This is a genomic window from Ruegeria sp. D7, from assembly GCF_056534355.1.
The window spans coordinates 53886-72305 of the sequence record NZ_JBQFPG010000004.1 but is presented as its reverse complement, the minus strand read 5'-3'; the positions used below and the strand labels follow the sequence as shown (position 1 = coordinate 72305).

13 protein-coding genes are annotated in these 18420 nt (G+C 55.5%); all 13 read left to right on the top strand.

The window, feature by feature from the left end; translation table 11 throughout:
* The first annotated feature begins 9 nt into the window (after positions 1 to 9).
* The 13 genes from ACRZ9U_RS07420 to ACRZ9U_RS07360 all read left to right on the top strand — a co-directional run bounded on the left by ACRZ9U_RS07420 (position 10) and on the right by ACRZ9U_RS07360 (position 18414).
* Positions 10 to 876 carry a carbohydrate ABC transporter permease gene (locus ACRZ9U_RS07420; RefSeq protein ID WP_170403629.1) on the top strand — a complete coding sequence of 289 codons (867 nt, stop codon included), beginning with the start codon at positions 10 to 12 and terminating at the stop codon, positions 874 to 876.
* Positions 877 to 886: 10 nt separating this feature from the next.
* A complete protein-coding gene (locus ACRZ9U_RS07415; protein WP_170403632.1) occupies positions 887 to 1717 on the top strand; it encodes a carbohydrate ABC transporter permease in 831 nt (276 codons plus the stop codon).
* 12 nt (positions 1718 to 1729) lie between these two features.
* Positions 1730 to 2734, top strand: coding sequence for an ABC transporter ATP-binding protein (locus tag ACRZ9U_RS07410; protein WP_170383437.1), 1005 nt, complete (start codon positions 1730 to 1732; stop codon positions 2732 to 2734).
* The gene (locus ACRZ9U_RS07405) at positions 2731 to 3504 is read left to right on the top strand and encodes an L-iditol 2-dehydrogenase (protein ID WP_480760266.1); all 774 of its coding nucleotides are present in this window, start codon (positions 2731 to 2733) and stop codon (positions 3502 to 3504) included. Before ACRZ9U_RS07410 ends, ACRZ9U_RS07405 begins: the two co-directional genes overlap by 4 nt.
* Positions 3492 to 4967, top strand: a complete 1476-nt coding sequence (locus ACRZ9U_RS07400) for a mannitol dehydrogenase family protein (RefSeq protein ID WP_170511700.1) — start codon at positions 3492 to 3494, stop codon at positions 4965 to 4967. The genes ACRZ9U_RS07405 and ACRZ9U_RS07400 overlap by 13 nt, the downstream gene beginning before the upstream one ends.
* Positions 4968 to 5128: 161 nt before the next feature.
* Positions 5129 to 5368, top strand: coding sequence for a helix-turn-helix domain-containing protein (locus ACRZ9U_RS07395; RefSeq protein ID WP_170403641.1), 240 nt, complete (start codon positions 5129 to 5131; stop codon positions 5366 to 5368).
* A gap of 19 nt (positions 5369 to 5387) precedes the next feature.
* Positions 5388 to 7766: a glycogen/starch/alpha-glucan phosphorylase gene (locus ACRZ9U_RS07390; RefSeq protein WP_170403644.1), complete on the top strand. Its 2379-nt coding sequence runs from the start codon at positions 5388 to 5390 to the stop codon at positions 7764 to 7766.
* A complete protein-coding gene (gene glgB / locus ACRZ9U_RS07385) occupies positions 7763 to 9970 on the top strand; it encodes a 1,4-alpha-glucan branching protein GlgB (protein ID WP_170403647.1) in 2208 nt (735 codons plus the stop codon). The genes ACRZ9U_RS07390 and glgB overlap by 4 nt, the downstream gene beginning before the upstream one ends.
* Positions 9971 to 9998: 28 nt before the next feature.
* Positions 9999 to 11258 (top strand): glucose-1-phosphate adenylyltransferase, encoded by a 1260-nt coding sequence (gene glgC / locus ACRZ9U_RS07380; protein ID WP_170403649.1) that lies wholly within the window; start codon positions 9999 to 10001, stop codon positions 11256 to 11258.
* A 1-nt stretch (position 11259) separates the two neighbouring features.
* Entirely contained in the window at positions 11260 to 12696 is a 1437-nt protein-coding gene (gene glgA / locus ACRZ9U_RS07375; protein WP_170403653.1) for a glycogen synthase GlgA, read from the top strand.
* Positions 12693 to 14798 (top strand): glycogen debranching protein GlgX, encoded by a 2106-nt coding sequence (glgX, locus tag ACRZ9U_RS07370; protein ID WP_170403656.1) that lies wholly within the window; start codon positions 12693 to 12695, stop codon positions 14796 to 14798. The genes glgA and glgX overlap by 4 nt, the downstream gene beginning before the upstream one ends.
* Positions 14795 to 16795, top strand: a complete 2001-nt coding sequence (gene malQ / locus ACRZ9U_RS07365) for a 4-alpha-glucanotransferase (RefSeq protein WP_170403659.1) — start codon at positions 14795 to 14797, stop codon at positions 16793 to 16795. The genes glgX and malQ overlap by 4 nt, the downstream gene beginning before the upstream one ends.
* On the top strand, positions 16783 to 18414 hold the full coding sequence (locus tag ACRZ9U_RS07360) for an alpha-D-glucose phosphate-specific phosphoglucomutase (protein ID WP_170403662.1): 1632 nt from the start codon (positions 16783 to 16785) through the stop codon (positions 18412 to 18414). The genes malQ and ACRZ9U_RS07360 overlap by 13 nt, the downstream gene beginning before the upstream one ends.
* Positions 18415 to 18420 lie beyond the last annotated feature (6 nt).

Sequence of the window (18420 nt, the reverse complement as noted above, 5' to 3'; positions counted from 1 at the left end):
GTATGCCCGATGGCTACTAAACACTCCCGATCAGCGGCGCGGCTTATGATGGCCCCAGCGGTCATCTTGCTCCTCGGCTGGATGCTCGTTCCATTGATCATGACGCTCATTTTCTCGTTCAAACAATACCTGCCGCTGCGTGGCGGAGACCTTGGGTGGGTCGGCTTCGAAAACTATGTTCGCTTTGTCAGCTCCAGCGCGTTCTGGCCGTCGGTGATCGCCACGTTGACCATCGTTGGCGGGGTCCTTTTGATCACAGTAATCTTTGGCGTATTGCTGGCAATATTGCTGAACCAGCCAATGTGGGGCCAAGGTGTCGTCCGCATTCTGGTCATCGCACCATTCTTTGTTATGCCGACGGTTTCAGCTTTGGTTTGGAAGAACATGTTCATGGACCCGGTAAACGGTCTGTTTGCCCATCTGTGGCGCTTTTTCGGGGCTGAGCCGATCGCGTGGCTGTCTGAGGCTTCACTGCCTTCAATCGTCATGATCGTTTCCTGGCAATGGTTGCCGTTCGCAACGCTTATCCTGTTGACGGCAATCCAGTCTCTGGACGGTGAACAATTGGAAGCAGCAGAAATGGATGGTGCTCCGCCGCTGAAGCGGTTTGGTTACATCACTCTGCCACATCTCAGCCGTGCGATTACGATCGTGGTTCTTATCCAGACGATCTTCCTGCTGGCAATCTTTGCAGAAATATTTGTCACGACCGGAGGCGCGTTTGGCACCCGTACTCTGACCTATCTGATTTTCCAACGTGTTCTTGAAAGTCAGAATGTTGGCCTCGGTTCCGCTGGTGGTGTCTATGCAATCATTCTCGCCAACATCGTTGCGATCTTCCTGATGCGCATCGTCGGCAAGAACCTGGACGCGTGAGGAGGAAAAGATGGCCCGCGCAGTAACTCAACAACGTAAGATCATCAACACAGCCGCCGCTTGGGGTGTTGGACTGCTGATCTTTTTTCCGATCCTCTGGACTGTCCTGACCAGCTTCAAAACCGAAGCTACCGCAATCGCAGACCCTCCGGTGTTCCTGGCATTTGACTGGACGCTTGAAAACTACTCTGCGGTGATGGAGCGGTCCAACTACGCCCGGTTCCTTTGGAACTCGATCATCATCGCCGGGGGTTCGACAATATTGGGTATCATCGTGGCGGTCCCCGCGGCCTGGTCGATGGCTTTCGTTCCTTCCAATCGCACCAAGGACATTCTCCTCTGGATGCTGTCCACTAAAATGCTACCGGCGGTTGGTGTTCTGTACCCGATCTACCTGATCTGCATCAAACTTGGCATCCTCGACAGCCGAGGCGCGCTGGTCATCATCCTCATGCTGATGAACCTGCCGATCATCGTCTGGATGCTGTACACATACTTCAAGGAAATCCCAGGTGAGATCCTTGAAGCGGCCCGAATGGACGGTGCGACGCTGAAAGAGGAAATCCTTCACGTTCTCACACCGATGGCAGTTCCCGGCATAGCTTCGACCTTGCTGCTGAACTTCATTCTGGCCTGGAACGAGGCGTTTTGGACACTGAACCTTACAGCAGCCAATGCGGCTCCGCTGACGGCCTTCATTGCTAGCTACTCCAGCCCCGAAGGCCTGTTCTTTGCCAAACTCAGTGCAGCATCAACCATGGCCATTGCGCCAATCCTCATCCTTGGCTGGTTCAGCCAGAAACAACTTGTCAGCGGCCTGACCTTCGGCGCCGTCAAATAAGGAACTTGACCAATGGGACAAATCAAACTCAACCAAGTGACCAAAAGCTTCGGCGACGTTCAAGTCATTCCGCCGCTGGACCTGACAATTGGAGACGGCGAGTTCACGGTTTTTGTCGGGCCTTCGGGCTGCGGTAAATCCACACTATTGCGCCTGATCGCGGGACTCGAAGACATCACTACGGGTCATATCGAAATTGATGGCTCGGATGCTACTGACGTGCCCCCCGCAAAGCGCGGCTTGGCAATGGTCTTCCAGTCTTACGCCCTGTACCCGCATATGTCGGTGCGCAAAAACATCGCGTTCCCGATGAAAATGGCAGGGATCGATGAGGACGAACAAAATCGCCGGATTGAAGGAGCCGCAAAGGCGCTGAATCTTACCGATTATCTGGATCGGCGTCCGGGGCAATTGTCGGGCGGTCAGCGTCAGCGCGTTGCTATTGGCCGGGCAATTGTTCGGGAACCGGCGGCATTCCTTTTCGACGAACCGCTGTCCAACCTCGACGCGGCCCTGCGTGTTGGTATGCGGCTTGAAATCAGTGAACTTCACGAACGGCTCAAAACGACAATGATCTACGTGACCCACGACCAGGTTGAAGCCATGACCATGGCGGACAAGATCGTCGTTTTGCGGGCTGGCGTGATCGAACAGGTGGGGTCACCGCTAGAGCTCTATCACAGTCCACGTAACGAATTTGTCGCGGGGTTCATAGGGTCTCCGAAAATGAACCTGATCTCAGGTGCTGAGGCCGAGAAAAACGGGGCAACCACAATCGGCATTCGTCCTGAACACACAGATGTCAGCATGACTGATGGAATGTGGAAAGGCGTCGTTGGTGTGGCGGAGCACCTGGGATCGGACACCTTCATTCACGTCCATGACACGGGTCTTGCTGACATGGTCACCGTGCGGATTACAGGTGACATTCAGGCCAAGCACGGCGACACGATCTACCTGACACCGCAAATGGACAAGTTGCACAAGTTCGACGCTCAAGGTCTAAGGATCGAATAATGCAACTGGCTGGAAAAACAGCCCTGATCACAGGTGCCGCCCGAGGAATCGGGCGGGCCTTTGCCGAAGCCTACGTCAGTGAAGGCGCTCGAGTCGCCATCGCCGACATCAATATTGATGGCGCTCGCCAAAGCGCTGCCGCACTTGGAGAAAATGCAATCGCGGTGGCTATGGATGTGACCGACCAGGCCAGCATCGACAACGCTGTGGGCAATACAATAGGGGAGTTCGGGCATATAGACATTCTGGTCAATAACGCAGCACTTTTCACAGCAGCCCCGATTGTTGAAATCGAACGCGCCGACTATCAGCGCGCTTTTGACATCAATGTAGCGGGTACTCTCTTTACGACGCAGGCCGTAGCGCGGTGCATGATTGAGCGCGGGAAAGGTGGCAAGATCATCAACATGGCAAGTCAAGCCGGACGGCGCGGTGAGCCGTTGGTTGCAGTCTATTGCGCGACAAAAGCGGCGGTCATCAGCCTGACTCAGTCGGCGGGTCTGAACCTGATCAAGCACGGCATAAACGTGAACGCGATTTCTCCGGGTGTCGTCGACGGCGAGCACTGGGACGGCGTGGATGCGTTCTTTGCCAAGTACGAAGACAAGGCACCCGGACAAAAGAAACAGGAAGTTGATGCCGCCGTGCCCTACGGACGCATGGGCACACCGGACGATTTGACCGGAATGGCTGTTTTTCTGGCAAGTGATGCGGCGAACTACATCGTCGCACAAACTTACAACGTGGATGGTGGGCAATGGATGAGCTGATCTCCCTATCGAATTCAACACTCGATCAACTGACCGTCGAACGCCCAAGATATGACCGTGCCGCATTGAAACCTGGCATTGTTCATGTAGGGGTCGGCAATTTTCACCGTGCGCATCAGGCTTGGTACCTGCATCGTTTGATGCAGCAAGGCAAAGCCAAAGATTGGGCAATCATCGGTGCTGGCGTACGCCCTTATGATGCGATTATGCGCGATAAATTGCTCGCCCAGAATTGCCTTACAACCTTGATCGAACTCGACCCGGAAAAAATCTCTGCCGAGGTCATAGGATCCATGATCGACTACTTGCCTATTGAAGATGACAATGGGGCGCTAGTTCGCATGATGTCGAATCCTACGATTCGCGTCGTAACTATGACGGTCACAGAAAGTGGGTACTACATCGATCCAGTCACCAAGGAGTTTGACTCCAACCACCCCGACGTTCTTCACGACGCTAAAAACCCGCTGAAACCCCGCACCGTATTTGGAGCCATGGTGGCTGCGCTTGGTCAGCGACGTGATGCAGGGCATATGCCTTTCACTGGGCTCAGCTGCGATAACCTGCAAGGTAACGGTGACGTCCTTCGGCAAACTGTCATTTCGTTGGCTCGAATGACCAACCCTGAACTTGCCGATTGGATCGACGCCAATGCGTCCTTTCCAAATTCGATGGTAGACTGCATCGCCCCCGCGACCGGTCCAAGCGAACTGGCACTCGCCATAGACTTTGGCATTGATGACGCCGCGGTCGTCACGCACGAAGCCTATCGTCAGTGGGTGATAGAAGACAGTTTCTGCGCAGGGCGCCCCGACTTGGACAATGTTGGCGCAATTTTCACTGACGATGTTCATGCGTTTGAAACTATGAAAATTCGCGTCCTCAATGCTGGGCATCAAGTTCTCGCAAATGCCGGAGAGATCCTGGGGCTTCAGACGATTTCCGAATGCATGAAGCACAGGCAGCTTTCGCAGTTTTTTGGCAAAGTTCAAAGAACCGAAATAGCACCAACAGTTGCACCCGTATCCGGAAAAAGCCCGGAAGAGTATATAAGCCTAATTGAAAGTAGGTTCTCAAATCCACGAATTGTGGACACAACCCGACGAGTGGCTTTCGACGGCTCGGCGCGCCATACGGGATTCGTTATGCCGATCATTCGAGACCAGCTAAAGGCAAGTCGCTCTATTGTCGGCCTAGCCCTCGTCGAAGCTCTTTGGGCCCGCATGTGTGCAGGCAAGCGCGAAGATGGTAGTGTGATCGAGGCTAACGATCCCGTTTGGGGCAAACTGTCTGAGGCCGCGCTTGCCGCGAAATCAAATCCGGTCGCATGGCTCGAACAATCCTGGATTTATGGCGATTTACAGAACGCTAAGGAGTTCTCAGATGCGTTCTCTGAGTGGCTCAACCTTATTTGGAAGGATGGATGTGAAGCAGCCCTTATTGAGTACGTTGAAGAAGTGTGAGTCGGACCAGTCATTTTGTGGCGAATACTTTTGTTACAAGACAAAAGTCGATCGGGTAGCACTGTCAGCCGCTTGAGTTACAGATGTGTCTGAGCTGATATGAATTAGCTCATGCAAAGCACACATGCTTCAACCGCGAAGCCCAAAGTCGGGAGAATAACGTGAAACCAGAGCAATTGAGAATGGCCCGTCACGTGCTTGGGCTCTCTATGAAAGAATTTGCGGATTTGACGCGCGTTTCTCATATGACAGTGCATCGATTTGAAGCTGGAAAAAAAGGCGTAAACCACGCAATGATTGAAGCAATGCGCACCACGCTGGAGGATGAAGGCGTTCAATTTCTAAAACATGGCAGCACGTCTGACGGTATAGGCGTCGCCATCAAATCCAATTCAGCGTAAACGGGGCAGCCACTCTAACATGAAACCAGAAATCCTCAGACATCTCACTTACTCACTCGGTAAAGATGCCGAGCACGCGTCGATCTATGACTGGCGTATGGCGGTTTCGCTTACACTTCGCGATCGCATCGTTGACCCCTGGTTTGAAAGCACGCGCGAGACGTATCAGTCTGGTGCGAAACGCGTTTATTACCTATCGATGGAGTTTTTGATCGGCAGGCTGGTCGAAGACATGACTGCAAACCTAGGACTTACAGAAAAGGTCAGGCAGGCCCTTGAGGATCTTGGTCAGGATATTTCCGTCGTTTTTAACGACGAACCTGATGCCGCTTTGGGTAATGGCGGCCTTGGTCGGTTGGCGGCCTGTTTCATGGATTCCCTCGCCACCCTTGGAATACCTGCCTACGGCTATGGTATTCGCTATGAACATGGGTTGTTCGAGCAGAGCTTTGTCGATGGGCGGCAGGTTGAAAAAGCAGAAACCTGGCTGAACCAGCGATTTGCATGGGAATTCGTGCGTCCCGAGGCCTGCTATCGTATCTCATTTGGTGGCTATGTTAGCCATCATGACGGTCAAGCTGAATGGCATCCCGCTGACACCGTTCAGGCGCAGGCTTTTGACACGCCAGTGGTTGGATGGAAAGGCGCGTGGGGCAATACTCTGAGGCTTTGGTCGGCCCGGCCAGAGAATGAGTTCGATCTGGAGAGCTTTAATCGGGGCGATTATCTGGCGGCCAGCCGGTCCGAGGCTCTGGCACGTACGATTTCGCGCGTTCTGTATCCGGACGATACGACCGATGCAGGCAAGGAACTGCGACTTAAGCAAGAATATTTCTTTACCGCCGCATCGATCATGGACTTGCTGCGCCGGTTCCTGAGCGATCATGGCGACATTCGCGAATTGCCGAATGCGGTAGCCATTCAGCTTAACGATACGCATCCGGCGATTGCGGGACCCGAACTGGTACGCCTTTTGGTTGATGAGCATGATTTGCCTCTGGACGAGGCGATTTCTCTCGCCCGCCGGTGCCTTGGATATACCAACCACACGCTGTTGCCAGAAGCACTGGAACGCTGGCACGAAGGGTTGCTAGGCCGCGTCCTTCCGCGACATTTGGAGATCATTCGGGCCATTGATGAGCAACAGCAGCAGGAGTTTCCCGGCAGCCCGCGCGTCCTGAAACACGGCGAAGTCCATATGGGCGAGCTGGCCTTTATCATGGCGCATAAAGTCAACGGCGTCTCAGCGTTGCATACTGATCTGGTAAAGGAAACAGTCTTTGCCGATCTGAACCGCATTCATCCGGCACGTATCATCAATCAAACCAATGGCATCACACCCCGCCGCTGGTTACACACCTGCAACCCTGTTCTGAGCGATCTGATCACTCGCGAAATCGGTGATGGTTGGGTTGCGGATTTGGAGCAGCTAAAACAGCTCAAGCACCGCGCCGGAGATCGCGGCTTCCTCAGCGACTTCAGCGCCGCAAAACGACACAACAAGGAAAAGTTGTCGAACTGGGTCGCTGCCAAATGTGGTGTCTCGGTTGATCCTGACGCGATCTTCGACGTCCAGATCAAGCGCATTCACGAATACAAGCGCCAGCTTATGAATATTCTGGAAACTGTCGCCCTGTGGAACGAGATGCGGGACAATCCAAGAGTCGAATGGACACCTCGGGTAAAGTTTTTTGGAGGCAAAGCTGCGCCGGGTTACCACGTTGCCAAGCAAATTGTGCGGCTGATCAACGATGTGGCAAAAGTCATCAACACCGATCCTGTCACGGGTAATCTTCTGAAGGTTGTTTATCCCGCCAACTACAACGTTACGATGGCTGAAAACCTGATCCCTGCCGCAGATTTGTCCGAGCAGATTTCGACCGCAGGGAAAGAAGCCTCAGGCACCGGAAACATGAAATTTGCACTAAACGGCGCGTTGACGATCGGCACGCTGGACGGCGCGAATGTCGAAATCCGCGAACATGTGGGGTCGGACAATTTTTTCCTGTTCGGCTTGACAGCACAGGAGGTCATGGAGCGTCGCAGGGTGCATGACTATGCGCGCGCCGCAATTGCAGACAGCCCACGGTTGGAGCGTGTATTGGGGCAGATTTTTGAGGGGCTGTTTTCGCCTGAGGAAGCGGGGCGCTATCACTCTCTGATCGGAACGCTATACGATCACGACTACTTTCTGGTCACCTGCGATTTCGACAGTTATTTCGATTCTCAGCGCCGCACCGACATTGCATATCGCAACAGTCAGAATTGGGCCGCGATGGCGCTGCAGAATACGGCCAGCATGGGATGGTTTTCGTCAGACCGTACAATCAGAGGATATGCCCGCGACATCTGGCAGGCGGATAGTGTTCTGATCAAACCCCTGGGCAAGTCGGCATGAGGAGCGACCTGATCCAAGCCGAGGATAGGGCTGCCATCGCTCAGGGCGAGCATGGTGACCCGTTCTCGGTCCTTGGGCTGCATGAAGTCGATGGACGGTTGGTGATCCGGTGCTTTCACCCCGAAGCGGACACGGTCGAGGTTGTGGATCAGAAAACCGGGCGGAAGCTCTGCGCGCTGTCGCGAGTCGACGCGGAAAGCGGTGTTTTTGTTGGTGCCGTCCCGCATAGGAAAAAACGGTTCCCTTACCTGCTACGCCTAACACACCACAGCGATAGCTGGACAGAACAAGACCCATACGCGTTTGGCCCTGTTCTTGGCGAAATTGATGAATATCTCTTGGCAGAGGGTACACACGGTCAGTTGTGGCGCGCGCTTGGGGCGCATGTGACGTCGCACGAAGGCAGCATTGGCGTGCATTTCGCAGTCTGGGCACCAAACGCGAGGCGGGTGTCGGTTATCGGTGACTTCAACGGCTGGGATGGACGGCGAAACGTGATGCGGCGACGTGGTGCAACCGGCGTTCACGAGATTTTCATGCCTGGATTGGGCGACGGTACAGCATACAAGTTCGAAATCGTGGGGTCCGACGGACATCTGATGCCGGAAAAGGCCGACCCAGTCGGGTTTGGGTCTGAATTACCGCCCAAAACGGCCTCGGTCGTGCGCGATCTCGGGAAATTCGACTGGTCGGATGCTGATTGGATGGCTAATCGTGGTCAACACCAACGCGTGGATAAACCGATTTCCATCTACGAGGTACATCTGGAAAGTTGGCGGCGCGTTCCTGAGGCTGGCAACCGGTCGCTGGACTATCAGGAACTTGCAACCGATCTTGTGGTTTATGCCAGCGACATGGGCTTCACCCATATCGAACTCACACCGATCTCGGAATATCCGTTCGGTGGGTCTTGGGGGTATCAGCCTGTCGGGCTGTTTGCGCCTACGGCGCGATTTGGAACACCTAATGATTTTCGGGCGCTGGTGGATGCTTGCCATCAGGCCGACATGGGCTTGATCATCGACTGGGTGCCAGGCCACTTCCCCTCCGATCCGCACGGGCTGGGTCGGTTCGATGGGTCTGCTTTGTACGAACATCTCGACCCGAAGGAAGGATATCACCCAGACTGGAACACGCTGGTCTACAACTACGGCCGGGCCGAAGTATCCAGCTATCTGATCGCGAACGCAAAATTTTGGATGGAAGAATACCATATCGATGGGCTTCGCGTCGATGCGGTGGCCTCGATGCTGTATCGCGATTATTCGCGGAAAGAGGGCGAATGGGTGCCAAACATCCATGGTGGGCGTGAAAACCTGGAGGCCATCGGCTTCTTGAGACAGATGAACGAAGCAGTTTATGCAGCGCATCCCGACGCGATGACAATTGCCGAAGAATCCACAGCATTCCCGGGTGTCTGCGCCAGGACATCGGAGGGCGGGCTGGGCTTTGGTTTCAAATGGAACATGGGGTGGATGAACGACACCTTGCGGTACATGGCCGAAAATCCTGTGAACCGGAAGTACCACCACGACAAAATGACATTCGGGTTGCACTATGCGTTTTCCGAGAACTTTGTGCTGCCCCTCAGTCATGATGAAGTCGTTCATGGCAAAGGGTCTTTGCTGGACAGAATGCCCGGTGATGATTGGCAGCGCTTAGCCAATCTGCGGGCCTACTACGGCTTCATGTGGGGGCATCCTGGCAAGAAGCTGTTGTTCATGGGGGGCGAGTTTGCGCAGGTTGCCGAATGGAACCACGAACAAAGTTTGGACTGGCACCTGTTGGAGCACCCCAGCCACGCAGGTGTCCAACGGTTGGTGCGCGATCTCAATATGCTCTATCGTGAGACGCCCGCTCTTTACCAACAAGACACGCGTGCGGAAGGGTTCCGTTGGATCGACGGCGGCAACGCCAGCGACTCGGTGTTCTCTTGGGTTCGCTATGGCACCGATGACGGCCCGCCGGTGTTGGTGGTCGCCAATTTCACCCCTGTAACCCGGACGGAATTCCGCGTTGGTGTGCCGGTCGCGGGCTATTGGGCAGAACGATTGAACACAGATTCCACATATTACGGCGGCAGCAATCACGGCAACGGAGACGGTCTGAATTCCGAGCCAGTCGCAGCGCATGGCTGTGACCAGTCTGTTGTGATGACCGTTCCGCCACTTGCCACCGTTTTCTTTGAATTGAGGCACGAATAGACCGGAACCAATAGTGGGAGGACACCCGTTGAAACAAGATCGTCGCAGATTGGCCAACCAGACCATGGCCTATGTTCTTGCGGGTGGCAGGGGGAGCCGTCTGAAGGAAATGACCGATGTCCGCGCGAAACCAGCGGTCTATTTCGGCGGCAAAACGCGGATCGTAGACTTTGCTTTGTCCAACGCGGTGAACTCGGGTATCCGGCGGATCGGCGTTGCGACCCAATACAAGGCTCACAGCCTGATCCGGCACCTGCAACGGGGTTGGAGCTTTTTCCGGGCAGAGCGTAACGAGTCTCTGGACATCCTGCCCGCATCTCAACAGCTGGATGAGGATAACTGGTACAAAGGCACCGCAGATGCCGTTACCCAGAATATAAACATCTTGCGCGGATATGGACCGAAATACATTTTGGTGCTGGCTGGCGATCATATTTACAAGCAGGATTACTCGCTGATGATTGAGCAGCATGTTCAATCCGGCGCGAAGGTGACGGTGGGCTGTATTGAGGTGCCGCGCGAAGAAGCCAAAGGCTTTGGTGTCATGGATGTCGACGAGACGGACAAAGTACTAAGCTTTGTTGAAAAGCCTGCGGATCCGCCCCCGATGCCCGGTCAGGCGGACATGTCACTGGCCAGCATGGGTATTTACGTGTTCGAGGCAGAATATCTCTATGACATCCTTGAAGCAGACGCGAATTCGGAGACATCCAGCCATGACTTTGGCAAGGACATCATCCCGACTATCGTAGCCGAAGGCGGCGCAATGGCGCACCCCTTCAGCCGGTCTTGTGTCATGTCTGGGCTTGAGGACAAACCCTATTGGCGCGATGTAGGCACGATTGACGCCTATTGGCAGGCCAATATCGACCTGACCGATTTCAAACCGGGTCTGGATATCTACGCCACAGACTGGCCTATCTGGACCTATTCCGAACTGACGCCGCCGGCGAAGTTCATTCACAACGAGGAAGGGCGCCGCGGCCAGGCTGTTTCGTCGATGGTGTCAGGCGGCTGTATTATCTCAGGCTCGTCACTGTATCAGTGCTTGCTGTTCACCGGGGTAAAAACACACTCCTTTTCGCAACTGGAAGGCGCTGTCGCCCTGCCATATTGCGAGGTCGGGCGTCGGGCTTACCTGAAGAACGTTGTGATTGATAGGGGTGTCAAAATTCCACCCGGTCTGATTGTTGGAGAAGACCCAAAACTTGACGCCAAACGGTTCAGACGCACAGAAGGCGGTGTCTGCCTTATTACCCAAGCGATGATCGACCAACTGGACATGTGATATGAAAGTACTGATGGCCGCCTCAGAATGCGCGCCGTTCATTAAGACTGGAGGACTGGCGGATGTGGTCGGCGCGCTGCCTGCTGCGCTGTCCGGTCATGGCATCGACTGTCGCATTCTGTTGCCGGCCTATCCGTCGTTGCAGCCTTTGCTCAGCGACGGGCGGCAGGTTGCCAAGTTCAGTGATCTGCCTGGCGGCTATGGACAGCTTGTTCTGGTCTCTGTCCAAGGTATTGACCTGCTTCTATTGGATGCTCCGCAATTGTTTGATCGTCCCGGCTTGCCTTACACGGATCCCGATGGCGCGGATTGGGCGGACAATCATCTGCGCTTTGGCGCGCTGGCACAGGCGTCGGCGCGGGTGGGTCTTGACGGTGTCGACGGTTGGCAGCCGGACATCATCCACGCACATGACTGGCAGGCCGCTCTGACCCCTGTTTATCTCAAACAATCCGGTCAAGACGCGCCCAAATCGGTTTTGACCATTCACAACATTGCCTTTCAGGGCCGGTTCGGCCCGCATGCCCTGTCAGATTTAGGACTGCGCGGTGACTGGTTTCATCCCGAAGCGCTGGAATTTCACGGTGATCTTGCGTTTCTGAAGGGTGGGTTGATGTTTGCAGACCGGATCACGACGGTCAGCCCTACCTATGCCCGGGAAATCCTCACGCCGCAGTATGGAATGGGTTTGGACGGCGTTCTACAGTCCAGAACAGCGATACTTAGCGGTATTCTGAATGGCATAGACACCGGCACATGGGACCCCTTGAGCGATCCAGCACTGGCCCGAGGTTACAATGCACGAAGCCTGGGGCGAAAGGCTGACAGCCGCGCAAGTATCGCAGACCGTGTTGGACTTGATCCCGATTCCAGGGGTCCGCTGTTCTGTGTCATCAGTCGGTTGACTGAGCAGAAAGGTCTGGATGTGCTGATTGACACCGTTCCGCACATCGTCGAACGCGGCGGCCAACTGGCTGTTTTGGGCTCTGGCGAAACTGCACTCGAACAGGCTTTTGTGGACGCTGGCCAGCGCTTTGCCGGTTCAGTAGGGGCCGTGATCGGATATGACGAGGCCTTTGCCCATCTGCTACAAGGCGGATCTGACGCCATTCTGATCCCGTCGCGGTTTGAACCTTGCGGTTTGACCCAGCTTTATGGGCTGCGATACGGTACTTTGCCCATCGTCGCGCGTACCGGGGGATTGGCTGACACGGTGATTGACGCAAATGTCGCAGCACTGAACGCCGAATGTGCGACCGGATTTGTGTTTGATAACGTTACGAAAACCGGCGTTGAGGCTGTGCTTGATCGTGTTTTTGGCTGCTTTGACGACAAGAAGACGTGGCAGATGATGCAACGCGCGGCGATGCGCCAAGCTGTTGGATGGGATCGGTCGGCGCGGGAGTATGCCGAATTGTACAAGAGTTTGTCTGTATGAAGGATGTTGGACCTACACAACTGATAATTCGACAAGGGAACCCATCGCGGCTCGGCGCTCATTTCGACGGTGAAGGCGTGAATTTTGCCCTGTTCTCCGAGCACGCATTGCGCGTCAATCTGTGTCTTTTCGCAGAGGATGGCCGAACCGAGCTCACCCGACTGGCTTTGCCCGAACGCAATGGAGCCATCTGGCATGGTTACGTGCCGGGCCTGAAACCCGGAGCACTTTATGGCTACCGCGTGGAAGGCCCTTTTGCACCCGAGCGGGGTCACAGGTTCAACGCCAACAAGCTGCTTTTGGACCCTTATACGCGCGAACTGCACGGAACCGTCACCCATGATCCGGCAATCCTGGGTTACCTGCCCAATTCTCCCTACGGTGATCTGTCTTTCAGTGAAGTCGACAGCGCGCCTTTTGTGCCCAAATCCGTCGTCTCTAGTCCTGACAGTTTCACCTCGGACGCGGTGACGCTGGGACGGCGTTGGAACGGCACTTTCATTTATGAGACGCATGTCAGAGGGGTGACCATGTTGCACCCTGACATTCCTGACCATGTGAAGGGCACCTATGAAGGGATGTCGTCACAGCCGATTCTGGATCATCTGATGCGATTGGGTGTGACGGCTGTTGAAATCCTGCCTATCCACGCCTTCACCTCTGAAGGTGCGCTGCGCGCGCGATCCATGCGGAACTATTGGGGGTACAATACTCTGGGCTTCTTTGCGCCCGAACCGCGCTATTTCGGGCCATCCGGCGTGTTCGGGTTTCGCGCTATGGTCGAGCGGTTTCATGCCGCCGGTATCGAGGTCATACTGGATGTGGTCTACAACCACTCCGCCGAAAGTGACCATCTCGGCCCGACGCTTAGTTTTCGCGGGATCGACAACGCGTCTTATTACCTGCTGCTGGATGGCCAACCGCGCTACTATGTGAACGACACCGGCACCGGAAATACACTTCAGGTAAAGCACCCGTTTGTGCTTCGGATGGTGATGGACAGCCTGCGGTTCTGGGTGCAGAGCATGGGGGTCGACGGTTTCCGCTTTGACTTAGCAACGACTCTGGCGCGCGAGGCGCATGGGTTTGAAGCAAGCGGCGGGTTCCTGGATGCCTTGCGCCAGGACCCTGTACTAGCAGGTGCAAAACTGATTGCAGAGCCTTGGGATGTCGGTCCGGGAGGCTATCAACTGGGACGGTTCCCGCCCGAGTTTTCGGAATGGAATGACCGTTACCGAGACACGGTGCGCAAGTTCTGGCGCGGCGACAGCCATTCGGCGCAGGACATGGGCTCGGCCTTATTGGGGTCAGCGGAATTATTCGATACCAAGGGTCGTCAGGCCTGGTCTTCAGTAAACTTCGTGGCCTCTCACGACGGCTTCACGTTGGCAGATACGACCCGGTACCTGCAGCGCCATAATGCAGCCAATGGTGAAGACAATCGCGATGGCCATCACAGCAACTACAGCGACAATTTCGGCATGGAGGGAGCCTGCGACGATCCCGAAGTGAAAGCCGCGCGCCTCCAAAGGATGCGAAATTTCCTGGCCACTGTCTTCTTGTCACAAGGCACCCCTATGCTGTTGGCCGGTGACGAGGGCGGCAATTCTCAGAATGGCAACAACAACGCGTATTGCCAGGACAACCCAGTAAGTTGGATCGACTGGACCACACTTGACAGCGATTTGATCGCGTTTACCGCGGCACTGTCGCGTTTCCGGTGCAATCATCCCGTACTCAATCAAAATCGATTCCTGCATGGTGCCCAACGGACAGACGGATATCCGGATGTCGAGTGGCGTGCCATGGACGGATCGCCACTGAACTGGCGCGATCCGGGACTGTCCAGCCTTTGTCTGATCCTGCGCGGTTGCGCCGAATGCGTGGCGGGCGACACTATCTTCGATGTGGTGATGCTGGCCTTCAACCGGGAAAATGAGGCGCTGGAGTTGCGGTTGCCGTCCGGCGGAGACAGAGTCTGGCAGCGAGAAATTGACACGTCGGTTTCTCATCAGTCGGCCAGCAAGATCACGACTTCAACGACGATCATTCCGGCACACTCGGTAGCCGCCTTTGTCTTAGAAGAACGGTCAGTGGAATGATGGGCAGCGACGACAGACTGCGTCAACTAGCGCAGGATTGCGGCATCCATCTGGGGTACAACGCCTGGGATGGAACGCGTTTATCATCGGATCCACCGACCCTGAAGGCTCTGCTCCGCGCGATGGACATAGACGTAGATACGGACAGCGCCGTTTCCGAGGCCTTACGGGCGGGTCAGGCCGAACAGGCAGCACGAGCGTTACCTATTGAACAGGTCATTCTGGCCGACCTGCCGTTTGAATTGGCACTGTCTCAGCCCAGCGAATGGCATGTGCTGGATAACAAAGGACACGAGGTTCAGGCGGGGCGCGGAGAAACAAGCCTGACGCTTCAACCTCTGCCTGTTGGATATTTTACGTTGGTTGTGCATAGCCCTGGTCGCTGCGAAGAAGTGTTTCTGTTGAGCCGACCGATACATGCGCCGACAATCGCAGACCTGACAGGACGCACGAAGGGATGGGGTGTATCGGGCGCAGTGTACTCGTTGCGGTCCCGATCAAACGGCGGGTTGGGAAACTACGACGACCTGGGCCATGCGATGTCTGTCATGGGGCAATCGGGTGCGATGTATTTTGGCATTAATCCGGTCCATGCGCTGGGATGGGCGGTAGGTGACACCAAAAGCCCTTATTCGCCTAGTCACCGCGGGTTTCTGAATATCGATCACATTGCAACAGGCACCCGGCTTGCATCTGTTTCGGACCGGGCGTTGATCGATTACCCGGCTTTTCGCATAAAACACCGCCTCGCATTGGACGCGGAGTTTCAGCGATTTCAGCAAAGCGCTGCAGCGACGGAGCACAAAGAATTTCAGGCTTTTTGCCGCGCCGAAGGTCTGGAACTGGCCCGGTTCGCCACGTTTGAAAGCATCAGCGAAATGCATGGCGGCAACTTTCGCAATTGGCCTATCCATTTAAGCCAACCTGAAAGAACAAAACCGACGCCCCGGAACGAATTCCATGCGTGGCTGCAATGGAGGGCCTATACTCAGCTCGAGGTCGCGCAAGCGACCGCAATTCGGTCCGGGATGGCTTTAGGTCTTTTCTTGGACCTTGCGGTTGGAGCGCGTCCCGACGGTGCCGAAGTTTGGATGCACCAGGATCTGATTGCACGCGGCGTCTCAATCGGGGCACCGCCAGATCAGCTCAGTCCTGCTGGGCAATCCTGGACATTAGCGGCCTACGCACCAAATAAGTTGTCGAAAAACCGCTACGAACCCGTGCGGACACTGCTGAGAAAACTGATGTCCCAGGCTGGGATTGTCCGGATTGACCATGTTCTTGGCCTGATGCGCAGCTTCTGGGTACCTGAGGATGGAAGCCCGGGTGGGTATATCTCGCAACCGTTCGACGTGTTGCTTGCGGTGGTGGCCATAGAGGCCTGGTGCAATCACTGCTGCGTTGTGGGCGAGGATCTGGGATTGGTGCCCGCCGGGTTCCGCGAGCGCCTGAATGAGTCCGGCCTCTACAGTTACGCGGTTTGGCAATTTGAAGGGACACGAGATGGCGCATTGAGGTCGGCGCAGGATTTGCGCCCTTTCAGTATGGCTTGTTTCAGTACACATGATACGCCGACGATCCAAGGCTTCTGGCGCGGGCGCGATATCGAATGGTGGCGCACCATCGGTTGGCTGTCCCGGGACAGGGCGATGGCATTGCACGCCGCGCGGGCCGTCCAGCGGAATTCACTGCGCCGTCATTGCGCCATCCCGCCGGAAGCAAGTTTGGAAGATATCCGCGGCGCGGTGCATTCAGAGCTGGGAAAGAGCCCGGCGGAACTGGTGACGGTGCAACTGGACGACTTGTTGGGCAGCGAGCAGGCCCAGAACCTACCCGGAACAATTGACGAGCACCCCAATTGGAGGCGTCCGGCACGCGTGTCTGTAGAGGAACTAGCTGCCGTTCAAAGTCTGAAAGACGTACGTAATTCGATGGAACCGGCGCGGGTAGTCCCCGCCACCGTTCAACAGAAGGAAACTGATCCATGCCTTTCGTAGTGTTTCCCTGCACCCCCTTTGCGGGTCAGAAACCCGGCACCTCGGGACTGCGCAAAAAGACGCGGGTATTTATGGAACCCGGATATCTGGAGAGCTATGTGCAGTCGATTTTCAATGCCATTGGCGGCGCGCAAGGCAAGACTTTTGTCATCGGTGGCGACGGCAGGTTTTTTAACGCCGAGACCATCCAGATCATCTTGCGCATGGCCGCAGCCAATGGCGCTGTTCGTGCGATTGTCGGACAGAATGGCCTGTTGTCAACGCCTGCCGCGTCCAATCTGATCCGCAAGCACGGGGCCGATGGCGGCTTTATTCTGTCCGCCAGTCACAACCCCGGCGGCATCGACGCCGATTTCGGGCTGAAATTCAACGGTGCCAATGGCGGCCCGGCCTCCGAGAGCCTGACGGAAGAGTTCTTTGCCCAGTCACGGAGCATGACCGAGTATCGCTCGCTTGAGTCCGGGGACATCGATCTGGGAGGGGTCGGCGTTTCAAGGCTCGAAGATATGGGCGTGGAGATCGTCGATCCGGTGGCCGATTACACAGAACTGATGCGTGATATTTTCGATTTCGGCCGGATCAGAGATTTGTTGTCCGGCGGGTTCACCCTTCGTTTTGACGCAATGCATGCGGTCACGGGACCCTATGCGACCGCCATACTTGAAGATGAACTGGGTGCCCCAAAGGGATCAGTCCTGAACGCTGTGCCATCGGTCGATTTTGGCAAAGGGCATCCCGACCCAAACCCGATCTGGGCCAAACCGCTTGTCGATCTGGTCCTATCTCCTGGTGGTCCGGACTTTGCTGCCGCGTCAGATGGGGATGGGGATCGCAACATGATCTTAGGGAAAGGGATCTATGTCACCCCGTCCGACAGTCTCGCCGTGCTGGCCGCCAACGCCCACCTCGTCCCGGGCTACGGCAAGGGGCTCGCCGGGATCGCTAGATCGATGCCCACCAGCGCAGCGGTCGATCGTGTTGCCGAAAAGTTGGGACTAGATTGTTATGAAACGCCAACAGGATGGAAGTTTTTCGGCAACTTGCTCGACGCGGGCTGCATCACGCTGTGCGGAGAGGAAAGTGCCGGTACTGGCTCGGATCACGTGCGCGAGAAGGACGGATTGTGGGCCGTTCTACTGTGGCTGAACATTCTTGCCGAACGTCGGGTCTCGGTCCGCGAAATCATGGAAGATCACTGGCGGACTTATGGCCGCAACTATTATTCGCGGCATGACTACGAGGCCGTTGACAACGCCAAAGCCGAGAAAATGATCGCCGATTTGACTGATCGGTTACCTGAACTTCCTGGCAGCAGCACCGGCAATCTTGTTGTCGCGACTGCGGACAATTTTTCCTACGAAGACCCGGTCGATGGTTCGATAAGCAAGAACCAAGGAGTGCGCATTACTTTCGAGAATGGCTGTCGAGGCGTGATCCGCCTTTCGGGTACAGGAACGGACGGTGCCACAGTTCGTATCTATTTGGAGCAGTTCACACCCGTTGGAGGAGATATGCATATGGATACCCAGTCAGCATTGCAAGAAATCACAGAAGCAATGGCTCGAATAACTAAAATCCCCGAAATCTGCGACCGCCAGACGCCAGACGTCATAACATAACAGCTA